Genomic DNA, 22,935 nt, shown 5'->3' with positions numbered 1-22,935 from the left:
CGCAATTCAGTCGTCTAGTGGCGCAGGGCGGGGATTGTCGCAGATTTTACGACCGCTGCGCGGCCGATCGCGAGCAAGCTCGCTCCCACTGTAGGTCGCAGCGAGCACACAAATGGCGGCACCACGATCAAATGTGGGAGCGAGCTTGCTCGCGACAGCGTTGGACCCGACAACGCGCTTACAGATCAGTCATTCGTTATCCAGGCCTTTGCGCCGATACGGAAACACATCGATCACCTTGCCGGCGCGAATGGCCTCTTGCAGGCTTTTCCAGTAATCGGCGTTGTACAACTCGCCATGCAGTTGATTGAACAGCTTGCGCTGCCCCGAATCGGCAAACAAAAACGGCGGAAACTCTTCAGGGAACACGTCCAGCGGCCCGATCGAGTACCAGGGTTCAGAGGCCATTTCGTCCTCGGGCGTGCGCGGCGCCGGAATATGGCGGAAGTTGGCCTCGGTGAGGAAACAGATCTCGTCGTAGTCGTAAAACACCACGCGACCGTGACGGGTGACACCGAAGTTTTTCAGCAGCATGTCGCCGGGGAAGATGTTGGCCGCCGCCAGTTGCTTGATCGCCAGACCGTAATCTTCCAGGGCCTCGCGTACTTGCGCCTCGTTAGCGTTTTCCAGGTACAGGTTCAGCGGGGTCATTCGTCGTTCGGTCCAGCAGTGACGGATCAGCACCGTGTCACCATCCACCGACACTGTCGACGGCGCCACCTCCAGCAGCTCTTCCAGGCACGCCGGCTCGAACTTGCTCAGGGGGAAACGGAAGTCGGCGAACTCCTGGGTATCGGCCATGCGCCCGACGCGGTCGACGCTTTTCACCAACCGGTACTTCTCGATCACCGTGGCACGGTCGACGTTTTTCGACGGTGAGAAACGGTCCTTGATGATCTTGAACACCGTGTTGAAGCCCGGCAGGGTGAACACGCTCATGACCATGCCGCGCACGCCCGGGGCCATGATGAACTGGTCGTCGGTGTTGGCCAGGTGGTTGATCAGCGCCCGATAGAACTCGGACTTGCCGTGCTTGTAGAAACCGATCGAGGTGTACAGCTCGGCAATGTGCTTGCCCGGCAAGATGCGCTTGAGGAAGCCGATGAACTCCGCCGGCACCGGTACATCGACCATGAAGTACGAACGGGTGAACGAGAAGATGATCGACACGTCCGCCTCGTCGGTGATCAGCGCATCGATCTGGATACCATGGCCCTCGCGATGCAGCAGCGGAATCGCCAGTGGCCATTGTTCATCGGCGGTGTAGATGCGTCCCACCAGGTACGCGCCTTTGTTGCGGTACAGCACCGAGGAAAACAGTTCGACGCTCAGTTCCGGGTCCTTGCATACCCAGTCCGGCAGGTTCTCGCGCAGTTGCGCCTCAAGGCGGCGCAGGTCGCCAGGCAAATCGGCGTATTCCTCGCTGAAGCAGTAGTCGGCAAAGATGCTTGCCAGCATGCCCGACAACTGGCCATGGGGTTTATAGGTACGGGTTTGCGCGGCGCGGGCCCGGCGCAGGCTCGGCCGGGTGGTGTGGATGAACATGCAGCCGTCGCTGATCAGGTCATGGCTGAACAGCCCGCAGAAAATCGAGTTGTACCAGGTCTCGGACAGCTCATCGTCGAAACGCAGGTCGATCAGGCTGATGTAGGCGCTTTTCACCAGCGGCCAGGAGCTCACGTCCAGCGTGTCGGTATCAAATGCCGTGCGCAGGCGCTCTACGGTTTCGCTGACTTTGTCTTCGTACAGATTGATCCGCGCCGCCGAGGCCGACTGCGTCTCCTGCCACTGAGCCTGCTCGAAACGGGCCCGGGCGCCATCGGTGATCTGGCGAAAATGCTCGCGGTAATCGTCAAAGCCATCGAGGATCATTCGGGCGATGTCGGCGGCTGGCCATTGCTGCGGCATGGTGAGACCTCTGCGGGAATTCGGGAAGCCAGAGCTTAGCCACTGAAGCGGGTACAGGAGAAGCGTAATTTCGGCCGCCACCTGGACAATTGGTTGGGTCAGCAATGTTTTTTCGTTTTTTTTAACTCGACCGTTTAGTCAGGAAAAAATCGCCGCACACCTCAATGGCCTGATGAATCGACTCATCCGCAACCCTCGCACCGAGCGGCTTGTCGGTCCAATCAAGCCATCCGCTCATCCACGCCAACCTCTGCTCTTCATCGCCCTCCTCTCTGCGCTCGGCCTGAAACGGCACGAAGGTCGGCCTTACCAAAATAGTGGCACTTTGATATATACGCCACCTTCACCCGCCTAAAAACAAGATCTTCGGTCAACGAGGACTACCTCTCCTAATACACCAAAGGAATAATTTCATGCCGTTAAGGAATCTTCGCATTGGTTTGCGTGCAAGTTTGAGTTTCGCCGTTCTGGCCAGCCTTCTGGTGCTGGTCGGACTGTTCGGAGTCGGTCAGATGGCGACCCTTCGTGAAAGCACGAGGGTTCTTGAAGAAGTGTGGATGCCGAGCAGCGAGAGCATCCACGACAGCGCGGCCAACATTGCGACCATCCGCCTGGAATCGTTGCGGATGAGGACCAGCAGCCGCCGCGAGGTCCAGGAAACGAGCAAGGGCATCATCAGCGCTCAACGCCAGGAGTTGCTCCAGCGCCTCGACGATTATGCGGCCCTGCTGTCCAGCGATCAGGAACGAGGCATGCTCGACAGTCTGAAGGCGGCCGTCGCCAAGTACCTGTCACTCGTCGACCAGATTATTGTCCACATCGACGCCGGCCATGACAGCCGGACTTACGATCACCTCAACGTTGAAATGAACGTGCTGGGCAGCCTTTTGGATAAAACCCTGGAGTCGATGATCAGTCTCAATCAGCAGGGAGCCGATGCCGCCGCCAATGCCGCCACGTCGTTGTACCAGCGCGCACAATGGATCGTCAGCACGATCATCGTCATCGCATTGATTGCCACCCTGCTGCTGGCCTGGGCATTGACCCGCAGCATCACCACGCCGATCAATCAGGCATTGAACGTCGCGCGCCGAATTGCCTCGGGCGACCTCAGCGGCAAGATTGTCAGCGATGGCAAGGACGAAGCTACGCAGTTGCTCGATGCCCTGGCCGACATGCAGGGCAACCTGCGCTCGACCATCCACGGCATCAGCGAATCGGCCCAGCAACTGGCTTCTGCGGCCGAGGAAATGAGTTCGGTGATGGAGCAAAGTACCCGCAGCCTGCAACAACAGAATGACCAGATCGAAATGGCTGCCACCGCCGTCACCCAGATGAGCACGGCGGTGGATGAAGTCGCCGCCAATGCCGTGTCCAGCGCTGAAGCTTCGCAAGCGTCGAACGAGGACAGCAAGCACGGGCACGTTCAGGTCAGCGAAACCATCACCTCGATTCAGGGCCTTGTCAGCGAAGTGATCAGCGCATCGGAACAGGCCCAGGGCCTGGCCGATCAGGCGCAGGACATCAGCAAGGTACTGGAAGTGATCCGCGGCATCGCCGGGCAGACTAACCTGCTGGCACTCAACGCCGCCATCGAAGCGGCGCGGGCCGGTGAAGCCGGACGCGGGTTCGCCGTGGTGGCCGACGAGGTGCGTTCGCTGGCGCAACGCACGCAGAACTCCACCGAAGAAATCGAGCTGATGATCACCAACATCCAGCAAGGCACCGGGACCACGGTCAGTGCTTTGCAAAGCAGCGCCGAGCATGCGAACCAGACCTTGCGTCGGGCCAACAGCGCCGGCAATGCGCTGGAGAAAATCACTGCGTCGATTTCGCAGATCAACGAGCGCAACCTGGTGATTGCCAGCGCTGCCGAACAGCAGGCGCTGGTGGCCCGGGAAGTCGATCATAACCTGGTGAACATCCGCGATCTTTCGACCCAGACCGCCGCTGGCGCCACCCAGACCTCGGCCGCCAGTCATGAATTGTCGCGACTGGCCGTCGACCTTAACGGCCTGGTGACACGCTTTGTAATTTGATGCCGGTTTTTCGGTTGCCACCGGCAAGGCGCTCGGCAACACTCTCGTCCCGATCAAGAAGGAGTGTGCCGTGAGCCCTGCCGATATCGTTCGTTTACTGTCGCTGGCGGCCATCTGGGGTGCGAGCTTTCTGTTCATGCGCATCATTGCCCCGGTGATTGGCAGCCTTCCTACCACTTTTTTCCGCGTATCGATAGCCGCCGCCGGACTGCTGGTGATTCTCGGCCTGATGCGCATCAGCTGGGACTTCAAAGGCAAGCTCAAGACCGTGATGCTGCTCGGCGTGATCAACTCCGGGATTCCGGCGACGCTCTATTCGGTGGCGGCACTGGTGCTACCGGCCGGCTATTCGTCGATTTTCAATGCCACCACACCGTTGATGGGCGTGTTGATCGGCGGCCTGTTCTTCAGTGAAAAACTCACCGCTGCCAAGCTTGGCGGGGTTTTTCTCGGACTGCTCGGCGTGGGCGTGCTGACCCGCGCCGGCCCGGTGGCGTTCGACCTGCAATTGCTGATGGGCGCCCTCGCCTGCCTGCTCGCCACCACTTGCTACGGCTTTGCGGGGTTTCTGGCCCGCCGCTGGCTCGATCACGCCGGTGGTCTCGACAGCCGTTTGTCGGCACTGGGCAGCATGCTCGGCGCGACGTTGTTCCTGCTGCCCCTGTTCGGCTACAGCGTGATCAGCCAGCCGCCGGCGAGCTGGGGCGGCTGGAGTGTCTGGCTGTCCTTGCTGGGGTTGGGACTGGGCTGCACGGCGCTTGCCTACATCATTTACTTCCGCCTGCTGAGCTCGATTGGCCCGGTGAAATCGATGACCACGACCTTCCTGATCCCGCTGTTCGGCGTGTTGTGGGGTGCGCTGTTTCTCGACGAGCCGCTGTCGATGGCGCACATCTATGGCGGGGTCTTGATTGCGGCGGCGTTGTGGTTGGTGTTGAAACCGACGGTGGTGAAGGCAGCCCAGGTGACCGCCCGATAAATCGCTGGCGTTTTCAAGGACGTCTTCGCTGGCAAGCCAGCGGATTGCCCGCCAGTGACGGGATGGGCTGTTTTTGATCGGGTCACGGCGACCCTGGATATTCGCCATCATGCCAACTCCCTCTCTGCCTGCGCGGCCAGCTCGGCCTCGCGTTGGGCGATGGCGGCTTCCAGTTCCGGGGAGCGTTTGGCCCATTGTTCGGGAGGCAGGGGTTTTGACCATTCGATGATCTCGGGGTAGAGCAGGTCTGGCGGCGGGTACAGTTTTTTCCTTTGCAGGTAGGTGGCGAGTGGAGCATTGAAGATAAATACGCCGAATACTCCTTCCCACAGCAGTGTTAAAAACCAGCCGCGCTCTTTGGCTTTATCGTTCAGGTAATCGATGTAATAGCGCAGGTTGGCACCAGAGTTAAGTGCTGCGGCCTCAGGCGCAGCTTCCGGACCAATTTCCATGTAGCTGCGCATGCACTCCCACAAAGCCATCGCCGTAGTACCGCCGCCGCAGTTGAAGCCCAATGAATAGTGCTTGTTGTCTTCCCGAGCCTGCGGGTCGGGTTTTCAAAACCAATGATCAACAAACCCATGGTGGCTCGACCAGCCTGACTGACCGACGACTGCTGGGTGGCGGCGGCGGTCACGGTTTCCCACGGTACGATCCAGTATTCGCCATCGTCGCGCGGGACGCAGACTTCTCGGCGTTGGCGGTTGAAGCGCACGGGGAGCGGGACTTCGCGGAAGAGGCCTTGGATTATAAAAATAGCTGGGATGCCAGTGATCACCCCTCCCCCGATAAGAGTAAAGGTGCTCAGTTCAGGTGAAATATTTCTGAGTCCATAAGCCAGAGACAAAAACAACATCACCCCCGGCCACAACACCATCACGGCAGAACCAACGCTGTAGTTGCCAATATCCAAAAACACCTCGTTTTTGCGCCAGATAACGTTGAGCACATCGGAAGGTTTTCTACCTGTGGGGATGGGCAACGGCGCCAGATAGTCATTGCGCGAAAGCAGCCGTTTTTTCGTGGTGCCTGCCGGGGGCGTGCTCATCGTTTGCCTTTGGGTTGCAGGTAAATCGCACCTGGGTGCCCCTCGCCGAGCGGATAGTTCGGTACCCGATCCAGTTCCGGCGTCGGTTCCGCCCACAGCGCGGTCACGCCCGTTGAGTCATTCAGGGTGAAGGCCAGCCCCCGCTCGCCGCCGATGAAGTGTTGGGCGCCGAGCATGGCGGTCAATGGCGTGCGATAGCGCACACGCAGGGAAACCGTGGCGGGTTGGGAGCTCAAGACATTGCTCAGTGTGTTGAACGGGCCGCTGAGGCGCAGGCCCTGGATATGGGTCATCACGCCAACTCCCGCTCCGCCTGCGCGGCCAGTTCCGCCTCACGCTCGGCGATGGCGGCCTCCAGTTCCGGGGAGCGTTTGGCCCACTGCTCGGGAGGCAAGGGTTTTGACCATTCGATGATGTCGGGATAGGGCAAATCGGGGGGTGGCGATAATTTCCACTCCTGCAACATCATCGCCAGCGGACCGCCTAGAAATATGGCCCCGATGACCAGCCATAGCGCCTTGCCCACTTCCTGCGCGACCAGGTATCGCCTGATGCCATCCAGATATTCACAGCTAATACCCCAAACGACGTTTCTACCCCGCAGCTTTTCTCGCCCGCCTTCAAAGTCATTTGTGACTGGCAGAGCCTGCGGCCCTATCTCCATATAGCTGCGCATGCACTCCCACAACGCCATCGCCGTGGTCCCGCCGCCGCAGTTGAAGCCCAATGAATAGTGCTTGTTGTCTTCCCGAGCCTGCGGGTCCGGGTTTTCGAAACCAATGATCAACAAACCCATGGTGGCGCGACCGGCCTGACTGACCGACGACTGCTGGGTGGCGGCGGCGGTCACGGTTTCCCACGGGACGATCCAGTACTCGCCATCGTCGCGCGGGACACAGACTTCTCGGCGTTGGCGGTTGAAGCGCACGGGGAGAGGGACTTCGCGGAAGAGGCCTTGGATTATAAAAATGGCTGGGATACCAGTGATCACCCCTCCGCCGATAAGAGTAAAGGTACTCAGTTCAGGTGAAATATTTCTGAGTCCATAAGCCAGAGATAAAAACAACATCACCCCCGGCCACAACACCATCACGGCAGAACCAACGCTGTAGTTGCCAATATCCAAAAACACCTCGTTTTTGCGCCAGATAACGTTGAGCACATCGGAAGGTTTTCTACCTGTGGGGATGGGCAATGGCGCCAGATAGTCATTGCGCGAAAGCAGCCGTTTTTTCGTGGTACCTGCCGGGGGCGTGCTCATCGTTTGCCCTTGGGTTGCAGGTACATCGCACCGGGATGGTCCTCGCCGAGCGGGTAATTCGGCACCCGATCCAGTTCAGGCGTCGGGTCCGCCCATAGGGCTGTCACGCCCGTTGAGTGATTCAGGGTAAAGGCCAGCCCTCGCTCGCCGCCGATGAAGTGTTGGGCGCCGAGCATGGCGGTCAATGGCGTGCGATAGCGCACACGCAGGGAAACCGTGGCGGGTTGGGAGCTCAGGACATTGCTCAGTGTGTTGAACGGGCCGCTGAGGCGCAGGCCCTGCCCTTCCTTGAACGGTATCCACTGGCAGGCGCTGCTGGCCAGCCAGTGCGGTGTCAGGTCACGCCAGGGACGCAGTGACTTGAAATGATCGCGCCGGCCGGTTTTGATCTGTTCACGGTAGTTCAGGCTGTCCAGCGGATCACCGACCATGCTCAGTTCCAGGTAGACACTGCCGGGTTCGGCACCTGGCAAGTCGAGGGTCAGGTGATTGATGGAACTGTAATACTCGAGGCGGGAAGGGCCATTACCATGGTTGGACTTCAAGTTGCTTTCCATGCTGATCCGAGGCGCATACAGGATGAAGTAGAGCCGGTCGAGCTCATCCTGCTGGGCTTTGGGCGGGATTGGCTGCAGATCGTTGGCCCGCGCCTTTGACCAGCAGCAGTTGTTCAGGAAGTTTTGCAGCGGGGTTTTCTGCAGGATACTGGTGATCAGGTACAGCACGCCCAGTATGAGAATCAGCCAGTTCAACGGTCCCATGTACAGCGTGTAACGCAAGATGGCGACATCGACGGTAATTGACCCTGCCAGGGCACGAGCGGTGTAGCCAAACCCTAATAACGCCTGGGTGCCGAAAGTCGCTATTTGTCCACCGACCACGGTTTGGCGCATCTCCAGCCACGGGTCGACTCGGTTTTGAGCGTTCTCTATTTGTATTTGTAAGGATTTGAACTCTGCTCCTGCTGCAACAAATGAAAACCCACCAATCACCCCACCAAACAGAGTCAGTGTCGGCGCGCTTCCAACCCGGCCATCAGGCAGACGCAGGGACATTTCTCTAACCCTCAACCCCTTCCTAACCTGATTATCAACCACCGCCACCAACGCCGCTCCCGCATACAACGTCGCCGAAATCGTGTCATTGACCCGCCGGCTGTCCATCCCCTCCAACACCCCGGCCTGACTCAAATAGTTATTCGCATTGACCACGTTCAACAACAACGCCGCCAACGGCACCACCCCACCACTGTTGGCCACCACCGGCGATTGGATGATCCGCCCCACCTGCCCCGCGCCAATGGCCTTGCCGGTTGCCCTGGCCCATTGGCCCAGCGCTTCGGCCTGTTGGCCCAACAGCTTCGCCACTGGCCGGCCCGCCTCGGTGACAATCTGCAAGCGCGTGTCGTTGCCCAGGCGCGCGGCGACAAAGATGCCCATCCAGGAACGGCCGAGGCCGCTGTCCCCCTTGAGCAGCAACAGCGCCGCCGCCAACCGGTTGACCAGCACGCTCCATTGGCTGCCGACGTCCCGCGCCATGTTGGCGATGTCGCGCAGGGTCGGCTCGCTCAACGGCGCCAGTGCCTGATGGGTCGCGCTGAGGTTGTCGGAGGCCAGGGCGGCCAGCAGTTCGCTCAGGCGCGAAGTGCTGTTCACGGCCGCATCGATGGAGGGTGTCCAGGCGTTGAAGAGTTGCTTCAGGGCGCCGCCGTCAGGGGCGCGGATGTAGTCGGCGTATTGTTCGGCCCCCTGGGCGCGGATGCACTGGGCGGTCAGGCAGCCGGTGGCCAGTTCGGTCAGCCAGCGGCGCGTCTCTAGGTCGTCGTAATCCACGAACCAGGTGCCGCTGTGTGAGCGCTTGAGGTACAGGCCCCGGTCGGCAAACAGCGCGGTGTGACGTTGCTCCAGATGTTGGTAGTGCCCTGCGGCGGTCTGGGTGAACCAGGTGTTCATCGCCTCGAGGTCGATGTATTTGCCGACCTTGGCACTGAAGAGATGGTTATTGAGGTTGGCGTGCTTTTCGGCGCGGTATTCGCGGACGACGAATTCTGCTTCGGTGTACAGGTCCTCCGGAATAAAGGCCCGCACCGGGGCGACGATGGCGGCGATACGTGCATCGCGAGCAGCGGCTTCGGGCGGTGTGGGTTGGCCGCCGTACTGACGGGCTCGGGTTTCCGCCTTGAGCTCTTCGTCCAGCCGATGCTGGGTGTCGAGCATGACCTGGCCCTGTGCAGGCGTGAGCTTGAGCTCATGCGCCTTGTAGCGGTAGCTGATGGACCCGGCCAGTTCGGCGCCGTCCTCGCTGATCAGGCTGCGCACGAACCCGCCGATGCTCAGGCGCAGAGTATTCTCGCCCAGCCATTTTTCGTGGTTCGCCTCCAGCCATTCCTGTTCGTGATTGATGTCACGCAGCACACCGAGGTCGTCGTCGAGACAGGCGAAAACGGCGAACAGCCCCTCGGTTTGTGCATTGGCGCCGTCCAGCCAATCCTGAGTGCCCTGCCCGTCCCACGGCTCGGCGCTCCACTGCCCTGGCGGCTGGTCGCTGACCTCGGGGTGTCGGGCCAGGACGCGCTCGCGCTCGCGGGCACGGTGCATGGCGTCGGTGTAGGCCTTGATGTTGCCTGGCGTCGGGTCCTTCATCACGGCGTCGCCCAACGCGTCGGTGTCCTCGGCACCCCGTTTCAGGTCCGCTTTCAGGGCGCGGGCGAAGGTGTCGGGAAGCAGTTCAGCCATCACCTCGGCGGCTTGTTCCAGCGGCGGGCAATGTTTGGCTTGCAGTTCGTTGGCCACGGTACGCAGGGCGATATGGCGCATGTGTTCATGGCGCTTGGCGCTGCTGTCACTCAGCGCCTTGCAGTGCTCGGGGTTCAACGGGAATTCACTGTAGAGCATCCAGGCATCGTGGATTTTTTCCAACGCCAACCCCGACAGGGGCGCGTCGAGCAGCAGGGTTTCATCCTCGTCCAGTGCCTGTTCCTTGAACTGGCCAGAGCGCGAGACGCCATAGCGCTTGAGCGGACCTTGGTCCTGCCACAGATAAACAAACCCGGCACGCAGGCGTCGCACCGCCATGGGCCGGCCTTGGGTGGACACGCCGGGGGCGCAGCAAGGGTTTTCCGCCTTTTCCTCGGCCAGGGCATAACGCACGGGCACGACGAAAAGCTCCGCCTGGCTGGCGGGGCACGGCATCAGCGTATTGTTGATATCGACGTGAGGCTGCGCCTTGGCGGCGCGCTCGGCCTGGGCGGCTCGATCAAGGCGGGCGAGTTTCTCTGCGCTCATAGGGAGAACTCCTTGTCGATGAGCTGCCGACGCATCAGTTCGGCGTTCAGGTTATCCAGCCGTTGCCTGGGCGATAGGCCGGGCTCGGTCAACATGTTTCGGTAAGTAGCGTGAGCCGGTGCATCGGGAAAGTCAGAGCCAAGCACAGCGTGGAAGTGAGCCCAGAGCAGGACCTCATCGATGGCGCTGTAACCGTGACGGCCGGCATGCTGCTGGCACTGCGACGCCGACTGTTGCAATGCCTCGTCGTCCAGCCCTTGCAGGTATTCGGGAAAGTAATGCTGACCGTGTTCGATCAACTGCTGAGCGAACTGCTGACGCTGGGCGCTGCCCAAGTGCTCCAGCTGATGCGCGGACAGCAACAGCCAGGGCTCATGCGCATAGAGTGCAGCGGGTTGATCGGGATTTTCCTGGTGGATCTCCAGTTCCGGGAGCCGGATCAGTCGCACAGGTCCCATCAAGCGATCACGTTCGAAAGCGGGCAGCGAGATTAGCCACAAGGCCGCGATTCGAGGGTCGTAGTAACGGAACAAGACCGTGACATCCCCTTCGACACGCACGTGAATCAGGCTGCGTAAATGTCCAAGCACGACCTCTTCCTGCGCCTCTGACTCCAGCCAGATGCCGCAGGTCGTGCTCCACTCCTGGAAAAAGCGCTGGGCCAGCGGGCTATCGGGAGAAACAGGCACCAGGGCCGGCCCGACTTCCTCCAATGGGCCATAAGCGGTGTTGCGGTAGAGTGACCGGAACGTCGTGCTCCCTAGCTCAAACAGACGCTCGGGCAGACGTTCAATGCGGGTTCGATCCAGCAGCAGATAAGCCTGACTCATGTCGGGTTCTCCGCCAGTTTTTGACACACGGCGCAAATCGGTGCGGCCATCTGAGCCGCCTGAGCCAATGCCCGTTTTTGCGCGGCCAGTGATAGCGCAAGCTGTTGCGACGCTACGGGGAGTAACGAGCCAGCCGCCTGCGGTGCTATCCCGGGTACCGGCACCCCGCCTTCCACAAGGGCTACGCTGCTGAAAATCCCGGCGGAGTTGATGATCAGGTGATGGCCGCCAGCCGTGAGCGTCAGGCTGGCCCCCGCATCAATCACCACGTTGTTGGCGGTGACACGGGCCTGCGACCCGCCCTGAATCACCCAGGCGCCTTCTGCGGTCGTGCTGCTGTTGCCGGTGATGTTGACCAGCTCATCGCCGCCGATCACCGTATTGCGCGCGCCTTGGGTGGTGCGCGACTCGTCGCCCTTGATCAGGCAGGTGCTGTGATTATCCACCTGCTCGAAACGGTCGTGGCCAATCCGGGTGTCGCTGTCATTGAGAACCCATTGCTCGAAGTCACGCTGCGCCCGCAGGTAGATTTTTTCCTGCCCGGCGCGGTCTTCGATCGACAACTCGTTGTACCCCCCGGTGTGCGGGGAGCTGTGGCTGCGCAATACGGTTTTGGTCTTGTGCTCGGGCAGCGGGTAAGGCGCCGAGTTGACCTTGTTCATCACGCAACCGGTAATGAGCGGATGGTCGGGATTGCCCTCCAGGAAGGTGACGACCACTTCCATTCCGACACGCGGAATGGTCACAGAGCCAAAATTTTCACCTGCCCAGTTGCTGGAGACCCGCAGCCAGCAACTGCTTCTTTCACTGTTGAGCCCGGCCCGGTCCCAATGGAACTCGACTTTGACCCGGCCATACTCATCGCAATAGATCTCCTCGCTGGCAGGTCCGGTCACACGGGCGGTCTGACTCACCAGTGGCATTTTTCGCGTACGCATTGGCGGTCGGTAAAACACATCCCATGGAATGACGCTGAAGCTGTTGCGATAGCCCTGGGTAAAGCCGTCCCCGGACTGGACGTCGCTGGTGATCGCCTCTTCCAGAGACTGTGGCTGTTTTCCAGCGTGCGCAACGCTGAGCAACAGCCACAGACCGTTGCAGCGTTCACGCGGATGCTCGGTCAGGGTAAAAAAGTGACCACTGCGCAGCGTCGCCTGATCGCTCTGGCCCTCGAACAACCGGTAATCAACACGGTGCCGCTCCAGGGCCTGGCGAGCGAGTTGATCACCATGCTTTTCATTCTTGATCAGTACCGGGTAGCGATAGTCTTCAAGCTCGGGACTGAACTCGGCAGCGAAGCAGCTTTCCTGCATCACACTCGGGCGCTGGAAGTCATAGTGCCTGCGCGTGGTGGTGCTGGTGCGGGTGCGATACCTCATGGAGAACTGGTTGACCACGGGGTGATTCGCCACCATGCCGGAGTCTTGTCGATAGGGTGTATCGGCCAGTGTCGGGAACCAGGTCTGATCGTCGGTGAACACCAGCAAATGACCGTCCGGCGAATGCTGGAAATGCCACGCGATACCGTCCTCGGCGCACAGCCGCTGAACAAATTCGTAATTATTTTCCCCGTATTGAGTGCAGTATTCGCGCTCCGGGCTGGTGCTGACATGGAAGGCGAACGCATCGGCCTGAATGCCGTGCCCCTTGAGCACCTGAGCGATGATTTGCGGCACCGTCTGCTTCTGGAAAATTCGTTGGTCGTGGCTGAACTGCAAGTAGTGCAGCGCCGGGACGAGGCACAGGTGGTAATGGGTCAGACGCTTGCCGGTTTCACCGACGACCACCTCTTCGATATGGCCATGAAGACCTTCGCCGTTGAGACCGAACTGAAGGAACGCGGGCTGACCGAGCAGACTCTCCGGATCGACATTCGGATTTTCGCTGACCAGTTCAACCTGGATCGCGTACAAGGCGCTGATGGCCTCTACACCGTCAAAGGCGAGGACTTTGAAATCATTACGAACAGCGGGAATGTGCAGCGCGAAATGCGCCGTATTGGCCGACCTGAACATACGCTTATCCCTTATCAAGCGCGATGTGCAAACCGTCCCTGGTTGTGCACGCAAAAAATTGGCGGGCACGTTAACAACGGGGCAAACAGATTGATGTAGGAAGGGTCTTGGAATGCGGTCAGACCGTTCCGTCTTGCTAGAGGCTGAGTCAATTCATGAGGGGGGGAATGATCTGGACTGGCCAAGTCACGGCATAACAGGCCCGGCGCAACACGCCGGGCCTGTCCAGCCTTACGCCGTCTTACGGAAGACAAACACCAGACCAACAATGATCAGCAACATGCCGAGCAGGCTCAGCAGTGCCAAACGGTTGCCGAAGAACAGATAGTCCATCACCGCGGTCACCGCCGGCACCAGGTAAAACAGACTGGTGACGTTCACCAGATTGCCCCGGGCGATCAAGCGGTAGAGCAACAACGTCGCCAATACCGAGACCACCAGGCCCATCCACAGCACCGGCACGATAAAACCGCTGCCGTGCTCGAAGTGGAACGGCTGGAACGGCACGAATATCCCGCACAACAGCAGCCCGGCGAGGTACTGCACCGGCAACGTGCCGAGGGGATTGTCGGTGATGCGTTTTTGCATGATCGAGCCGAACGTCATGCTCACCAGAGCCAATAACCCGAAGAGCATCCCGGCCAGCGACATGCCGGCCAGGCCGATGCCCTGGTAGACCACCATGATCAACCCGGCCAGACCGAGCGACAGGCCGAACATCCGGCTAGCCGATCGCTGACGCTCCATGATCACCACGGTGAGAATGGGTTGCACGCCCATGATGGTCGCCATCACCCCTGGGGTGACTTTCAGGTCCAGGGCCAGCAGATAGAAAATCTGATAAGCCCCCAGCAACACCACCCCGGTGGCCATGGCATACAGCATCGGTTTGCCACCTTTGGGCAGCTTCAGCTTGAGCAAGGGCACCAGCAGGATCAAGCCGCACAAGGCAATGACAAAGCGGATGAACAGAAAGGCAAAGGGCGACGCGTGAGCCAGCCCCCATTTGGAGAAGATCGCCCCACTGCTCCACAGCAGGACAAACAGACTCGTGGAAGCCGCCGCGAGCGCGGACTTTTTCGAAAGGACAAACATGAATACCACCTGTAGTCAGGCAAGAAGCCAACTCAGCCGTAGCTGAAATTCAGTCGTGTTTTTTTCAGGCAGGCACCGGGGAGCAGCAGAAAACGCTGATCAGCCCGAAACGCCAACACCTGGCGGCGAGACCACCGCGCACACTGGCGTGCGACTGACAGGAGGAGGGTAATGACTGATCTGCCCCGGCTGCTGATTCCCGCACGGCACGACGCCAGCGTTGACCGCTGAATCGACTACCGCGTTGATGAGGGATGCAGGCATGGGCTGATCTTTTCTTGAGGGAGGAAAAAGTGAGTCCTGAAACTCACCGTGCGCCGACTATAACCAGCGTGAGACATGAATTGCAATAAGTTGCGTTGAAGGTCGACCCGTCGATGTTGTCGCCCGAATCTCTTGGATTTTCCACCAGAACTGGCGAAACAAGCCATCTCTGCGGGAGCCGGCTTACCGGCTCCAGCAGGTTTATTCAGCCAAACAACCAATAACCCAACAATGTCAGCACCACCACCGCCAACACCGGGCGCAGCACTCGGTAGGCCTTGGGGTTGCGACGCTTCCACTGCTTGATCCCACCGCTGAGTTTGTCACTGAAGTGCTTGCTCCAGGCATAGGCCTGGTTGATCCCGCCGACGCGCTCGTCGTCGAGGTTCTGTGGCGCGGTTGCACGCCCCAGCAGGCCGCTGACCCAGCGATTGATACGGGTCATCAGGCGGTTGCTCAGCGGTCGTTCGATGTCGCAGAACAGAATAACCCGTGTCTTCTCGGTTTCGTTCTTGACCCAGTGCACGTAGGTTTCATCGAACATCACGTCTTCACCGTCGCGCCAGGCGTACACCTGACCATCAACGAAAATGCGGCAATCGTCGGAGTTCGGCGTGGACAGGCCGAGGTGATAACGCAGCGAACCGGCGAACGGGTCGCGATGGGGGTTGAGGTGGCTGCCGCCCGGCAACAACGCAAACATCGCGCCCTTGACGTTGGGAATGCGGCTGACCAGCTCCACGGTTTTCGGACACAGGAGCTCGGCCGACGGCAAGGGTTTGTCGTACCACTTGAGGTAGAAACGCTTCCAGCCTTTCTTGAAAAACGAGCCGAAACCAGCGTCGTTGTTCTTCTCGGCAGCGCGAATGTAGCCCTCGTCGAACAGGTGCATCGCTTCGTCGCGAATGACTTCCCAATTGTCCTTGAGCACATCCAGTTCAGGGAACTTGCTGCGATCCAGGTAGGGTTTCGACGGTACGCCGGAGAACAGGTACATCAGGGCGTTGTAGGGTGCGAACAGCGCCGAATGATTGACGAACTGTCGCAGCACCGGCAACCGTGCCTTGCCACGCAAATGCACATAGAGGGTGCTGCCCAGAAAAAGCAGCAACAATGACGCTTTCGCGGCAAAGGAAAAGGTCATCAACAACTCCTTGGAAATAGACACTGTTGCACAACGCCATCCACCCGGCGCGGCAGTCGGCATGATAAACACTACCGACCTCAGTAAACACCCGCGGGATTCGACATTCAGTGTTGAGGATTGCGCAATAAATGCTTATTAACACAAGGCTCTTGAACATTCGCTGACCTGAATCAGCCTCCCGCGGTGCAAGGGCACGCGTCCCTGCGGCAGCACCATCCGGCACCCGGGTGTTACTGCTGAGTCTCCTGCTCGGTGAACAGATCGCTGAACAGCATGCTCGACAGGTAACGCTCCCCGGAGTCCGGCAGGATCACCACAATGGTCTTGCCCTGCATTTCCGGGGTTTCGGCCAGCCGGACCGCCACCGCCATCGCGGCCCCGCAGGAAATGCCGCACAAAATCCCCTCTTCCTGCATCAAGCGCAGGGCCATGGCCTTGGACTCCTCGTCGCTAACCAGCTCCACCCGGTCGACGATCGACAGGTCCAGGTTCTTCGGCACAAAACCGGCACCGATGCCCTGGATCTTGTGCGGGCTCGGCTTGATCTCTTCACCGGCCATCGCCTGGCTGATCACCGGCGATACCGCGGGTTCCACCGCGACCGAAATGATCGGTTTGCCCTGGGTATTCTTGATATACCGCGAAACGCCGGTAATGGTTCCGCCGGTTCCGACGCCTGCCACCAACACATCGACAGCCCCGTCGGTATCGTTCCAGATTTCCGGGCCGGTGGTTTTTTCGTGGATGGCCGGGTTGGCCGGGTTTTCGAATTGCGCCGGCATGAAATATTTCGACGGATCGCTGGCCACAATTTCGCCAGCCTTTTCGATCGCGCCTTTCATGCCCTTGGCCGGTTCAGTCAGTACCAGTTCGGCCCCCAGGGCCTTGAGCACCTTGCGTCGCTCGATACTCATGGACGCCGGCATGGTCAGCATCAATTTATAGCCACGTGCGGCGGCGACGAAGGCCAGGCCGATGCCTGTATTACCGGAGGTCGGTTCGACAATGGTCATGCCAGGCTTGAGTTTGCCGGTGCTTTCGGCGTCCCAGATCATGTTCGCGCCGATGCGGCACTTGACCGAATAACCGGGGTTGCGCCCTTCGATCTTGGCCAGGATGGTCACACCGCGCGGGGCGATACGGTTGATCTGTACCAGCGGCGTATTGCCGATGGAATGGGCGTTGTCAGCGAAAATGCGGCTCATGACTGGGTCCTTACTACAGCATTTGATAAGCGCACAAAGGTATGCCTGTTGGTCGTGGGCGTCCAGTCAGGCGAACGTCCGCGGGCCGGCGCAGTCAATCGCTATAGTTCGCCAGAGAATTGCCATCATGAAACGTCGATACAGCTGGCCCCTATGGACCTTCGCAGGCCTCGTCGTACTGTTGGTTGCCCTGCACATCGCCCTGCCCTACCTGGTGCGCAATTACCTTAACGACAAGTTGGCGGACATGGGCGAATACCGTGGGCAAGTCACTGACGTGGACCTGGCCTTATGGCGCGGCGCCTACAAAATCAACGGCCTGAAAATCGTCAAAGTCGACGGCAAGGTGCCAGTACCGTTCGTCAATGCGCCGCTGATCGACCTCTCGGTCAGTTGGCATTCGCTGTGGTACGACCATGCGGTGGTGGCACAGGTGCAGTTCATCAACCCCGAGGTGAACTTCGTCGATGGCGGTGCCAACAAACAGAACTCCCAGACGGGCCGGGGCACCGACTGGCGCGCCCAACTGGGCAAATTGCTGCCGATCACGCTGAATGAAGTGCGAATCGATGACGGCAAGATCAGCTTCCGCAACTTCAATTCCAAACCCCCGGTGAATATGAACGCCACCAAGGTCAACGCCAGCATCTACAACCTGACCAACGTGGTGGATACCGAAGGCAAACGCGACGCCCGCTTCGAAGGGAAAGCCCTGTTGCTGGGGCATGCGCCACTGGAAACCACCGCGACCTTCGACCCGTTGAGCAATTTCGAAGACTTCGAGTTTCGCCTGCGAGCCAAGGACATCGAACTCAAGCGCATGAACGACTTCGCTTCGGCCTACGGCAAGTTCGATTTCAATGGCGGCCATGGCGACGTGGTCATTGAAGCACAGGCCAAAAAGGCCAAATTGACGGGCTATATCAAACCGCTGCTCAGGGATGTCGACGTGTTCAACTGGCAGCAGGATGTGGAAAACAAGGACAAAGGGATTTTCCGCTCCATCTGGGAGGCCATCGTCGGAGGCTCCGAGACCGTGCTGAAAAACCAGGGCAAGAACCAGTTTGCCACCCGGGTTGAACTCAGTGGCAACGTACATCAACAAGATGTCAGCGCGTTCCAGGCGTTTTTGCAGATTTTACGTAATGGATTCATTCAGGCATTCAATGCCCGCTACGAACGACCGAAGCCGGATGCCGGTTAATATCCAGATGGACATGCCCGGTAACCGCCGCGACCCAGTCAGGATGTGACGCTCCATTCAGAGACTGAATAAGCCGTCTGCGTTCACAGTCGACCGGGCACCGCGTTATAGTCGGGGTTGACCCATTTTATTGCGCCCCGCCCTGCCTCGTTCAGGTCGGCGTTACCGTTCGAGGATTAGCAGATGAAGTTCGAAGGCACCCAGGCCTACGTCGCCACCGATGACCTGAAGCTGGCGGTCAATGCCGCCATCACCCTGGAGCGGCCGTTGCTGGTCAAGGGCGAACCGGGCACCGGCAAGACCATGCTCGCCGAGCAACTGGCCGAATCCTTTGGCGCCAAGCTGATCACCTGGCACATCAAGTCCACCACCAAGGCCCATCAAGGCCTGTACGAGTACGACGCGGTCAGCCGCTTGCGTGATTCGCAACTGGGCAACGAAAAAGTCCACGACGTACGCAACTACCTGAAAAAGGGCAAGCTCTGGGAAGCCTTCGAATCCGAAGAGCGGGTGATCCTGCTGATCGACGAAATCGACAAGGCCGACATCGAGTTCCCTAACGACCTGCTGCAAGAACTCGACAAGATGGAGTTCTACGTTTACGAAATCGACGAGACGATCAAGGCTAAGAAACGCCCGATCATCATCATTACCTCCAACAACGAAAAAGAACTGCCGGACGCCTTCCTGCGCCGCTGCTTCTTCCACTACATCGCGTTCCCCGACCGCGTCACGCTGCAGAAAATCGTCGACGTGCACTACCCGGACATCAAGAAAGACCTGGTCAGCGAAGCCCTCGACGTGTTCTTCGACGTGCGCAAGGTACCGGGCCTGAAGAAGAAGCCATCGACCTCCGAACTGGTGGACTGGCTGAAACTGCTGATGGCCGACAATATCGGTGAAGCCGTGCTGCGCGAACGCGATCCGACCAAGGCCATCCCGCCGCTGGCCGGCGCCTTGGTGAAAAACGAACAGGACGTGCAACTGCTTGAGCGCCTGGCGTTCATGAGCCGTCGCGGCAGTCGTTGATCATCTGGGGCAAATGCCATGCTGCTCAATCTGTTCAATGAAATGCGCGCAGCCAAGGTCCCGGTCTCGGTGCGCGAGCTGCTGGACCTGATCAACGCGCTGAAACAGCGCGTGACCTTCGCCGACATGGACGAGTTCTATTACTTGTCCCGGGCGATCCTGGTAAAGGACGAAAAGCATTTCGACAAGTTCGACCGGGCCTTCGGGGCGTACTTCAACGGCCTGGAAAAACTCGACGACCATTTGCAGGCCCTGATCCCCGAAGACTGGCTGCGCAAGGAATTCGAACGTTCCCTGACCGATGAAGAGCGGGCGGCGATTCAGTCCCTTGGCGGTCTGGACAAGCTGATCGAAGAGTTCAAGAAGCGCCTGGAAGAGCAAAAGGAACGCCATGCCGGCGGCAACAAGTGGATCGGCACTGGCGGCACCAGCCCGTTCGGCTCCGGCGGGTTCAACCCGGAAGGCATTCGGGTCGGCGATGCCGGCAAGCGCCAGGGCAAGGCGGTCAAGGTCTGGGACCAGCGCGAATACAAGAACCTCGACGATTCGGTGGAACTGGGTACGCGCAATATCAAGGTGGCCCTGCGCCGCCTGCGCAAGTTTGCCCGCCAGGGGGCGGCCGAAGAACTGGACATCGACGGCACCATCGATCACACCGCCAAGGACGCCGGCCTGCTGAACATCCAGATGCGACCCGAGCGACGCAACACGGTGAAGTTGTTGCTGCTGTTCGACATCGGCGGTTCGATGGACGCCCATGTGAAGATCTGCGAAGAACTGTTCTCGGCCTGCAAGACCGAGTTCAAGCATCTGGAGTATTACTATTTCCACAACTTCATTTATGAATCGGTGTGGAAGAACAACATGCGCCGCACTTCCGAGCGTACGTCGACCCAGGACGTGCTGCACAAGTACGGTGCCGACTACAAAGTGATCTTCATCGGTGACGCCGCCATGGCGCCCTACGAAATCACCCAGCCCGGCGGCAGCGTCGAGCACTGGAACGAAGAAGCTGGCTACGTGTGGATGCAGCGGTTCAAGGAGAAGTACAAAAAGCTCATCTGGATCAACCCGTATCCGAAAGACACCTGGGGCTACACCTCCTCGACCAACATTGTGCGGGACTTGATCGAGGACCAGATGTATCCACTGACCCTTCGCGGGTTGGAGGAAGGAATGCGGTTTCTGTCCAAGTAATCCCACTGCCCTGTAGGAGCTGGCTTGCCAGCTCCTACCTGGGTCAACTGAACCGGCGCAGGTAATCGATGTGCTCGCGGTGCGCCACGTCCTGCACCACCGGCCGCAACCGCACCTGCGCCCCCGGCAGGCACTGCGCCAGCCGCGCCAGCGCCAATGGCGTCAACGCCCCCAATCGTGGATAGCCGCCAATGGTCTGCCGATCATTGAGCAGCACGATCGGCTGCCCGTCCGGTGGCACCTGAACGGCGCCCAGCGGGATGCCTTCTGAAATCATCGGCTTGCCCTGGTACTGCAACGCCGTGCCCAGCAGGCGAATGCCCATCCGGTCGGCGCGACTGTCCAGGCGCCATGGGTTGTTGAACGCGTCGAACAGGCTCTGGCCGCTGAACTCGCCGACTTGCGCCCCCAACACCAGGTCCAGCGGCGCCTCCAGCTGCAGATCCGGTCGCAGGTCCGCCGGCAACTGCCGCAGCAGCATCACCGAGTTGCCCGAATAACCGAGCGAGTCATCCTTGCCCAACGGGCGGCCCATGCCATCCAGGCCACCGAGTGCTTCGCGCACCACCGTCGCGCTGCTCCCCAACACCTTCGGCGCATCAAACCCGCCCGGCGCGGCCAGATAGGCCCGGGCACCGAGCAACGGCTGGGTGAATTGCAGTCGTTGACCTTTGTGCAATCTGAAACTGCGCCACGGCGCTAGCGCCTCACCGTCCACCTGCGCGCCAAGATCGGCCCCGGCCAGCGCCAGCACGCAATCATCCTCGGCCACCACGGTGAACCCGCCGAGGGTGATTTCGATCACCGGTGCATCCAGCCGGTTGCCCAGCAGCCAGTTGGCCCAGGACAGCGAACGCCAATCCAGCCCACCGCCCTGGGTCACGCCCAGGTGCCGCACGCCAAAGCGCCCGGCGTCCTGCAACAGGCACAGCGGCGTACTGGCTTCAATCGTCAGACGGCTCATGCCTGGCCCTCCAATGGCGTGTCATCACCGCTCAGGTTAATGAACTCGGCGTGATCCACCGCTTCGAAACGCACGGTATCGCCCGGCTGCATCAGGCTGTAGCCGTCGCGGTGACGATCGAACAACTTGGCCGGCGTGCGACCGATCAGGTTCCAGCCCCCCGGCGACACCACCGGGTAGGCGGCGGTCTGCCGTTCAGCGATGCCAACACTGCCAGCGGCAACTTTCTTGCGCGGGGTGTCCAGGCGCGGCGCAGCCAGCACCTCTTCCACCAGCCCCATGAAAGCGAAGCCCGGCGCGAAACCCAGGGCAAACACCTGATACTCACGCTGGCTGTGCCGACGGATCACCTGCGCCACCGTCAACCCGCTGCGCTGTGACAACAGACTCAGCTCCGGACCGACGCTCAAGTCGTACCAGACTGGCAGCACATGGCAGGAGCCACGGGTACGGGCGTTGGGCGACAGATCGATCAAGGCTTCGGCAATCACCTCCCGTGCCTGGGCCGGACTCAACGCGACAAGGTCGTAATGCACCATCAGCGTGGTGTAGGACGGCACCAGATCGATCAGATGTTCACCGAAAGCGCTGCGCAGATTTTCGCTGGCGGCGAGCATCCACGGCATGTTGGCTTCGGCGATTTCATCGAACAGACGCACCATCAGACAATCCAGCGCGACCACTTCCACCCGCAGTTTCATGACGCGCTCTGCTGATTCAAGGCCTCGCGGATGCGCCGCACGGCGGCCACCGAACTGGCGTTGTCGCCGTGTACGCACAGGGTGTTGGCCTGCAAGTGCAAGGCGCTGCCGTCGCTGGCGGTGAGGGGGTCGCCACGGGCAATGATCAGCGCCTGCTCGATGATTCTCTCCGGCTCATGGTGCACGGCGCCCGGCAGTTGCCGTGATACCAGCATCCCGGCGCTGTCGTAGGCGCGATCGGCAAAGGCTTCGAACCACAGGGTCACGCCGTATTCATCGCCCATCTGCTGCGCGGTGCTGTTGTCGCGGGTGGCCATTAACATCAACGGCAAGCTGCGGTCATAACTGGCCACGGCCTGCAACACCGCACGCAATTGCGCCGGGTTGGCCATCATGTCGTTGTACATCGCGCCGTGGGGTTTGACGTAACTGACCCGACCGCCCTGGGCCCGGCAAATGCCATCGAGGGCGCCGATCTGGTAATGCAGAATGTCCTGGAGTTCCTGGGCGGCGTAAGCCATGGAGCGGCGGCCGAAGCCCACCAGGTCCTGGTAGGCGGGATGGGCGCCAATCTGTACGCCGTGGCTGAGGGCCAGGCTGACGGTCTTGCGCATGATGCTCGGGTCGCCGGCGTGGAAACCGCAGGCGATGTTGGCGCAATCGATAAAGGGCATGACCTCGGCGTCGAGCCCCATGGTCCAGTTGCCGAAGCTCTCGCCGATGTCACAGTTCAATAGCAGGCGGCTCACGGTGAACACTCCTGTA

Annotated in this window: 18 protein-coding genes and 1 pseudogene; 5 read left to right on the top strand and 14 right to left on the bottom strand. The window is 60.1% G+C overall.

Translation table 11 applies throughout. From position 1 onward, the window contains the following. Positions 1 to 189: 189 nt before the first annotated feature. Complete coding sequence (gene aceK / locus GQ39_RS02090) at positions 190 to 1,908, bottom strand: bifunctional isocitrate dehydrogenase kinase/phosphatase (protein WP_047526895.1); 1,719 nt, start codon at positions 1,906 to 1,908, stop codon at positions 190 to 192. Between the two features lie 413 nt (positions 1,909 to 2,321). On the opposite strand from aceK, the gene GQ39_RS02080 reads away from it, so the two are divergent. Both GQ39_RS02080 and GQ39_RS02075 read left to right on the top strand, forming a co-directional pair. Next, positions 2,322 to 3,947, top strand: a complete 1,626-nt coding sequence (locus GQ39_RS02080) for a methyl-accepting chemotaxis protein (RefSeq protein WP_047526892.1) — start codon at positions 2,322 to 2,324, stop codon at positions 3,945 to 3,947. Positions 3,948 to 4,017: 70 nt separating this feature from the next. Continuing rightward, positions 4,018 to 4,926: a DMT family transporter gene (locus GQ39_RS02075; protein ID WP_047526891.1), complete on the top strand. Its 909-nt coding sequence runs from the start codon at positions 4,018 to 4,020 to the stop codon at positions 4,924 to 4,926. A 107-nt stretch (positions 4,927 to 5,033) separates the two neighbouring features. Here GQ39_RS02075 and GQ39_RS02070 read toward each other — a convergent pair. The 10 genes and pseudogenes from GQ39_RS02070 to cysK form a co-directional block, all read right to left on the bottom strand. Continuing rightward, a pseudogene (locus GQ39_RS02070) lies at positions 5,034 to 5,974 on the bottom strand (hypothetical protein). After that, complete coding sequence (locus tag GQ39_RS02065; RefSeq protein ID WP_052193465.1) at positions 5,971 to 6,267, bottom strand: hypothetical protein; 297 nt, start codon at positions 6,265 to 6,267, stop codon at positions 5,971 to 5,973. The pseudogene GQ39_RS02070 and the gene GQ39_RS02065 overlap by 4 nt, the downstream one beginning before the upstream one ends. Continuing rightward, positions 6,267 to 7,235: a hypothetical protein gene (locus tag GQ39_RS02060; protein ID WP_047526890.1), complete on the bottom strand. Its 969-nt coding sequence runs from the start codon at positions 7,233 to 7,235 to the stop codon at positions 6,267 to 6,269. The genes GQ39_RS02065 and GQ39_RS02060 overlap by 1 nt, the downstream gene beginning before the upstream one ends. Beyond that, a complete protein-coding gene (locus tag GQ39_RS02050) occupies positions 7,232 to 10,519 on the bottom strand; it encodes a toxin VasX (protein ID WP_236693074.1) in 3,288 nt (1,095 codons plus the stop codon). Before GQ39_RS02050 ends, GQ39_RS02060 begins: the two co-directional genes overlap by 4 nt. After that, positions 10,516 to 11,349: a DUF4123 domain-containing protein gene (locus GQ39_RS02045; RefSeq protein WP_047526888.1), complete on the bottom strand. Its 834-nt coding sequence runs from the start codon at positions 11,347 to 11,349 to the stop codon at positions 10,516 to 10,518. Before GQ39_RS02045 ends, GQ39_RS02050 begins: the two co-directional genes overlap by 4 nt. After that, positions 11,346 to 13,364 (bottom strand): type VI secretion system Vgr family protein, encoded by a 2,019-nt coding sequence (gene tssI, locus GQ39_RS02040; RefSeq protein WP_047526887.1) that lies wholly within the window; start codon positions 13,362 to 13,364, stop codon positions 11,346 to 11,348. Before tssI ends, GQ39_RS02045 begins: the two co-directional genes overlap by 4 nt. A 231-nt stretch (positions 13,365 to 13,595) precedes the next feature. Further along, entirely contained in the window at positions 13,596 to 14,459 is an 864-nt protein-coding gene (locus GQ39_RS02035) for a DMT family transporter (RefSeq protein WP_047526886.1), read from the bottom strand. A 99-nt stretch (positions 14,460 to 14,558) separates the two neighbouring features. Next, entirely contained in the window at positions 14,559 to 14,723 is a 165-nt protein-coding gene (locus tag GQ39_RS32930) for a hypothetical protein (protein WP_177329315.1), read from the bottom strand. Positions 14,724 to 14,928: 205 nt separating this feature from the next. Continuing rightward, complete coding sequence (locus GQ39_RS02030) at positions 14,929 to 15,867, bottom strand: aspartyl/asparaginyl beta-hydroxylase domain-containing protein (RefSeq protein ID WP_047526885.1); 939 nt, start codon at positions 15,865 to 15,867, stop codon at positions 14,929 to 14,931. 233 nt (positions 15,868 to 16,100) lie between these two features. Continuing rightward, entirely contained in the window at positions 16,101 to 17,075 is a 975-nt protein-coding gene (gene cysK, locus GQ39_RS02025) for a cysteine synthase A (RefSeq protein WP_047526884.1), read from the bottom strand. Positions 17,076 to 17,202: 127 nt separating this feature from the next. Here cysK and GQ39_RS02020 point away from each other — a divergent pair, with 127 nt between their 5' ends. From GQ39_RS02020 to GQ39_RS02010, 3 genes are all read left to right on the top strand, one after another. After that, on the top strand, positions 17,203 to 18,279 hold the full coding sequence (locus tag GQ39_RS02020) for a DUF748 domain-containing protein (protein ID WP_047526882.1): 1,077 nt from the start codon (positions 17,203 to 17,205) through the stop codon (positions 18,277 to 18,279). 183 nt (positions 18,280 to 18,462) lie between these two features. After that, complete coding sequence (locus GQ39_RS02015) at positions 18,463 to 19,308, top strand: AAA family ATPase (protein WP_047526880.1); 846 nt, start codon at positions 18,463 to 18,465, stop codon at positions 19,306 to 19,308. 18 nt (positions 19,309 to 19,326) lie between these two features. Continuing rightward, on the top strand, positions 19,327 to 20,505 hold the full coding sequence (locus GQ39_RS02010) for a vWA domain-containing protein (RefSeq protein ID WP_047526877.1): 1,179 nt from the start codon (positions 19,327 to 19,329) through the stop codon (positions 20,503 to 20,505). 43 nt (positions 20,506 to 20,548) lie between these two features. On the opposite strand, the gene GQ39_RS02005 is transcribed toward GQ39_RS02010, so the two are convergent. The 3 genes from GQ39_RS02005 to GQ39_RS01995 are packed head-to-tail and all read right to left on the bottom strand — an operon-like array spanning position 20,549 to position 22,919. After that, complete coding sequence (locus GQ39_RS02005) at positions 20,549 to 21,469, bottom strand: biotin-dependent carboxyltransferase family protein (RefSeq protein ID WP_047526875.1); 921 nt, start codon at positions 21,467 to 21,469, stop codon at positions 20,549 to 20,551. Next, complete coding sequence (locus tag GQ39_RS02000) at positions 21,466 to 22,170, bottom strand: 5-oxoprolinase subunit B family protein (RefSeq protein WP_047526874.1); 705 nt, start codon at positions 22,168 to 22,170, stop codon at positions 21,466 to 21,468. The genes GQ39_RS02005 and GQ39_RS02000 overlap by 4 nt, the downstream gene beginning before the upstream one ends. Next, the gene (locus GQ39_RS01995; RefSeq protein ID WP_047526873.1) at positions 22,167 to 22,919 is read right to left on the bottom strand and encodes a 5-oxoprolinase subunit PxpA; all 753 of its coding nucleotides are present in this window, start codon (positions 22,917 to 22,919) and stop codon (positions 22,167 to 22,169) included. The genes GQ39_RS02000 and GQ39_RS01995 overlap by 4 nt, the downstream gene beginning before the upstream one ends. Positions 22,920 to 22,935: the final 16 nt, after the last annotated feature.

It is taken from the genome of Pseudomonas sp. 11/12A, from assembly GCF_000800055.1.
In the GTDB taxonomy this organism is placed as follows: Bacteria; Pseudomonadota; Gammaproteobacteria; order Pseudomonadales; family Pseudomonadaceae; genus Aquipseudomonas; species Aquipseudomonas mohnii.
This window is presented reverse-complemented; position numbering and strand designations above follow the sequence as displayed.

Bases quoted from the DNA above. Each gene is read 5' to 3' on its own strand.
- GQ39_RS02020 (WP_047526882.1), top strand. From the start codon at position 17,203: ATGAAACGTCGATACAGCTGGCCCCTATGGACCTTCGCAGGCCTCGTC.
- GQ39_RS02060 (WP_047526890.1), bottom strand. From the start codon at position 7,235: ATGAGCACGCCCCCGGCAGGTACCACGAAAAAACGGCTGCTTTCGCGC.
- GQ39_RS02065 (WP_052193465.1), bottom strand. From the start codon at position 6,267: ATGACCCATATCCAGGGCCTGCGCCTCAGCGGCCCGTTCAACACACTG.
- cysK (WP_047526884.1), bottom strand. From the start codon at position 17,075: ATGAGCCGCATTTTCGCTGACAACGCCCATTCCATCGGCAATACGCCG.
- GQ39_RS02000 (WP_047526874.1), bottom strand. From the start codon at position 22,170: ATGAAACTGCGGGTGGAAGTGGTCGCGCTGGATTGTCTGATGGTGCGT.
- GQ39_RS02045 (WP_047526888.1), bottom strand. From the start codon at position 11,349: ATGAGTCAGGCTTATCTGCTGCTGGATCGAACCCGCATTGAACGTCTG.
- GQ39_RS02080 (WP_047526892.1), top strand. From the start codon at position 2,322: ATGCCGTTAAGGAATCTTCGCATTGGTTTGCGTGCAAGTTTGAGTTTC.
- aceK (WP_047526895.1), bottom strand. From the start codon at position 1,908: ATGCCGCAGCAATGGCCAGCCGCCGACATCGCCCGAATGATCCTCGAT.
- GQ39_RS02035 (WP_047526886.1), bottom strand. From the start codon at position 14,459: ATGTTTGTCCTTTCGAAAAAGTCCGCGCTCGCGGCGGCTTCCACGAGT.
- tssI (WP_047526887.1), bottom strand. From the start codon at position 13,364: ATGTTCAGGTCGGCCAATACGGCGCATTTCGCGCTGCACATTCCCGCT.
- GQ39_RS02005 (WP_047526875.1), bottom strand. From the start codon at position 21,469: ATGAGCCGTCTGACGATTGAAGCCAGTACGCCGCTGTGCCTGTTGCAG.
- GQ39_RS02050 (WP_236693074.1), bottom strand. From the start codon at position 10,519: ATGAGCGCAGAGAAACTCGCCCGCCTTGATCGAGCCGCCCAGGCCGAG.
- GQ39_RS02030 (WP_047526885.1), bottom strand. From the start codon at position 15,867: ATGACCTTTTCCTTTGCCGCGAAAGCGTCATTGTTGCTGCTTTTTCTG.
- GQ39_RS32930 (WP_177329315.1), bottom strand. From the start codon at position 14,723: ATGCCTGCATCCCTCATCAACGCGGTAGTCGATTCAGCGGTCAACGCT.
- GQ39_RS02010 (WP_047526877.1), top strand. From the start codon at position 19,327: ATGCTGCTCAATCTGTTCAATGAAATGCGCGCAGCCAAGGTCCCGGTC.
- GQ39_RS02015 (WP_047526880.1), top strand. From the start codon at position 18,463: ATGAAGTTCGAAGGCACCCAGGCCTACGTCGCCACCGATGACCTGAAG.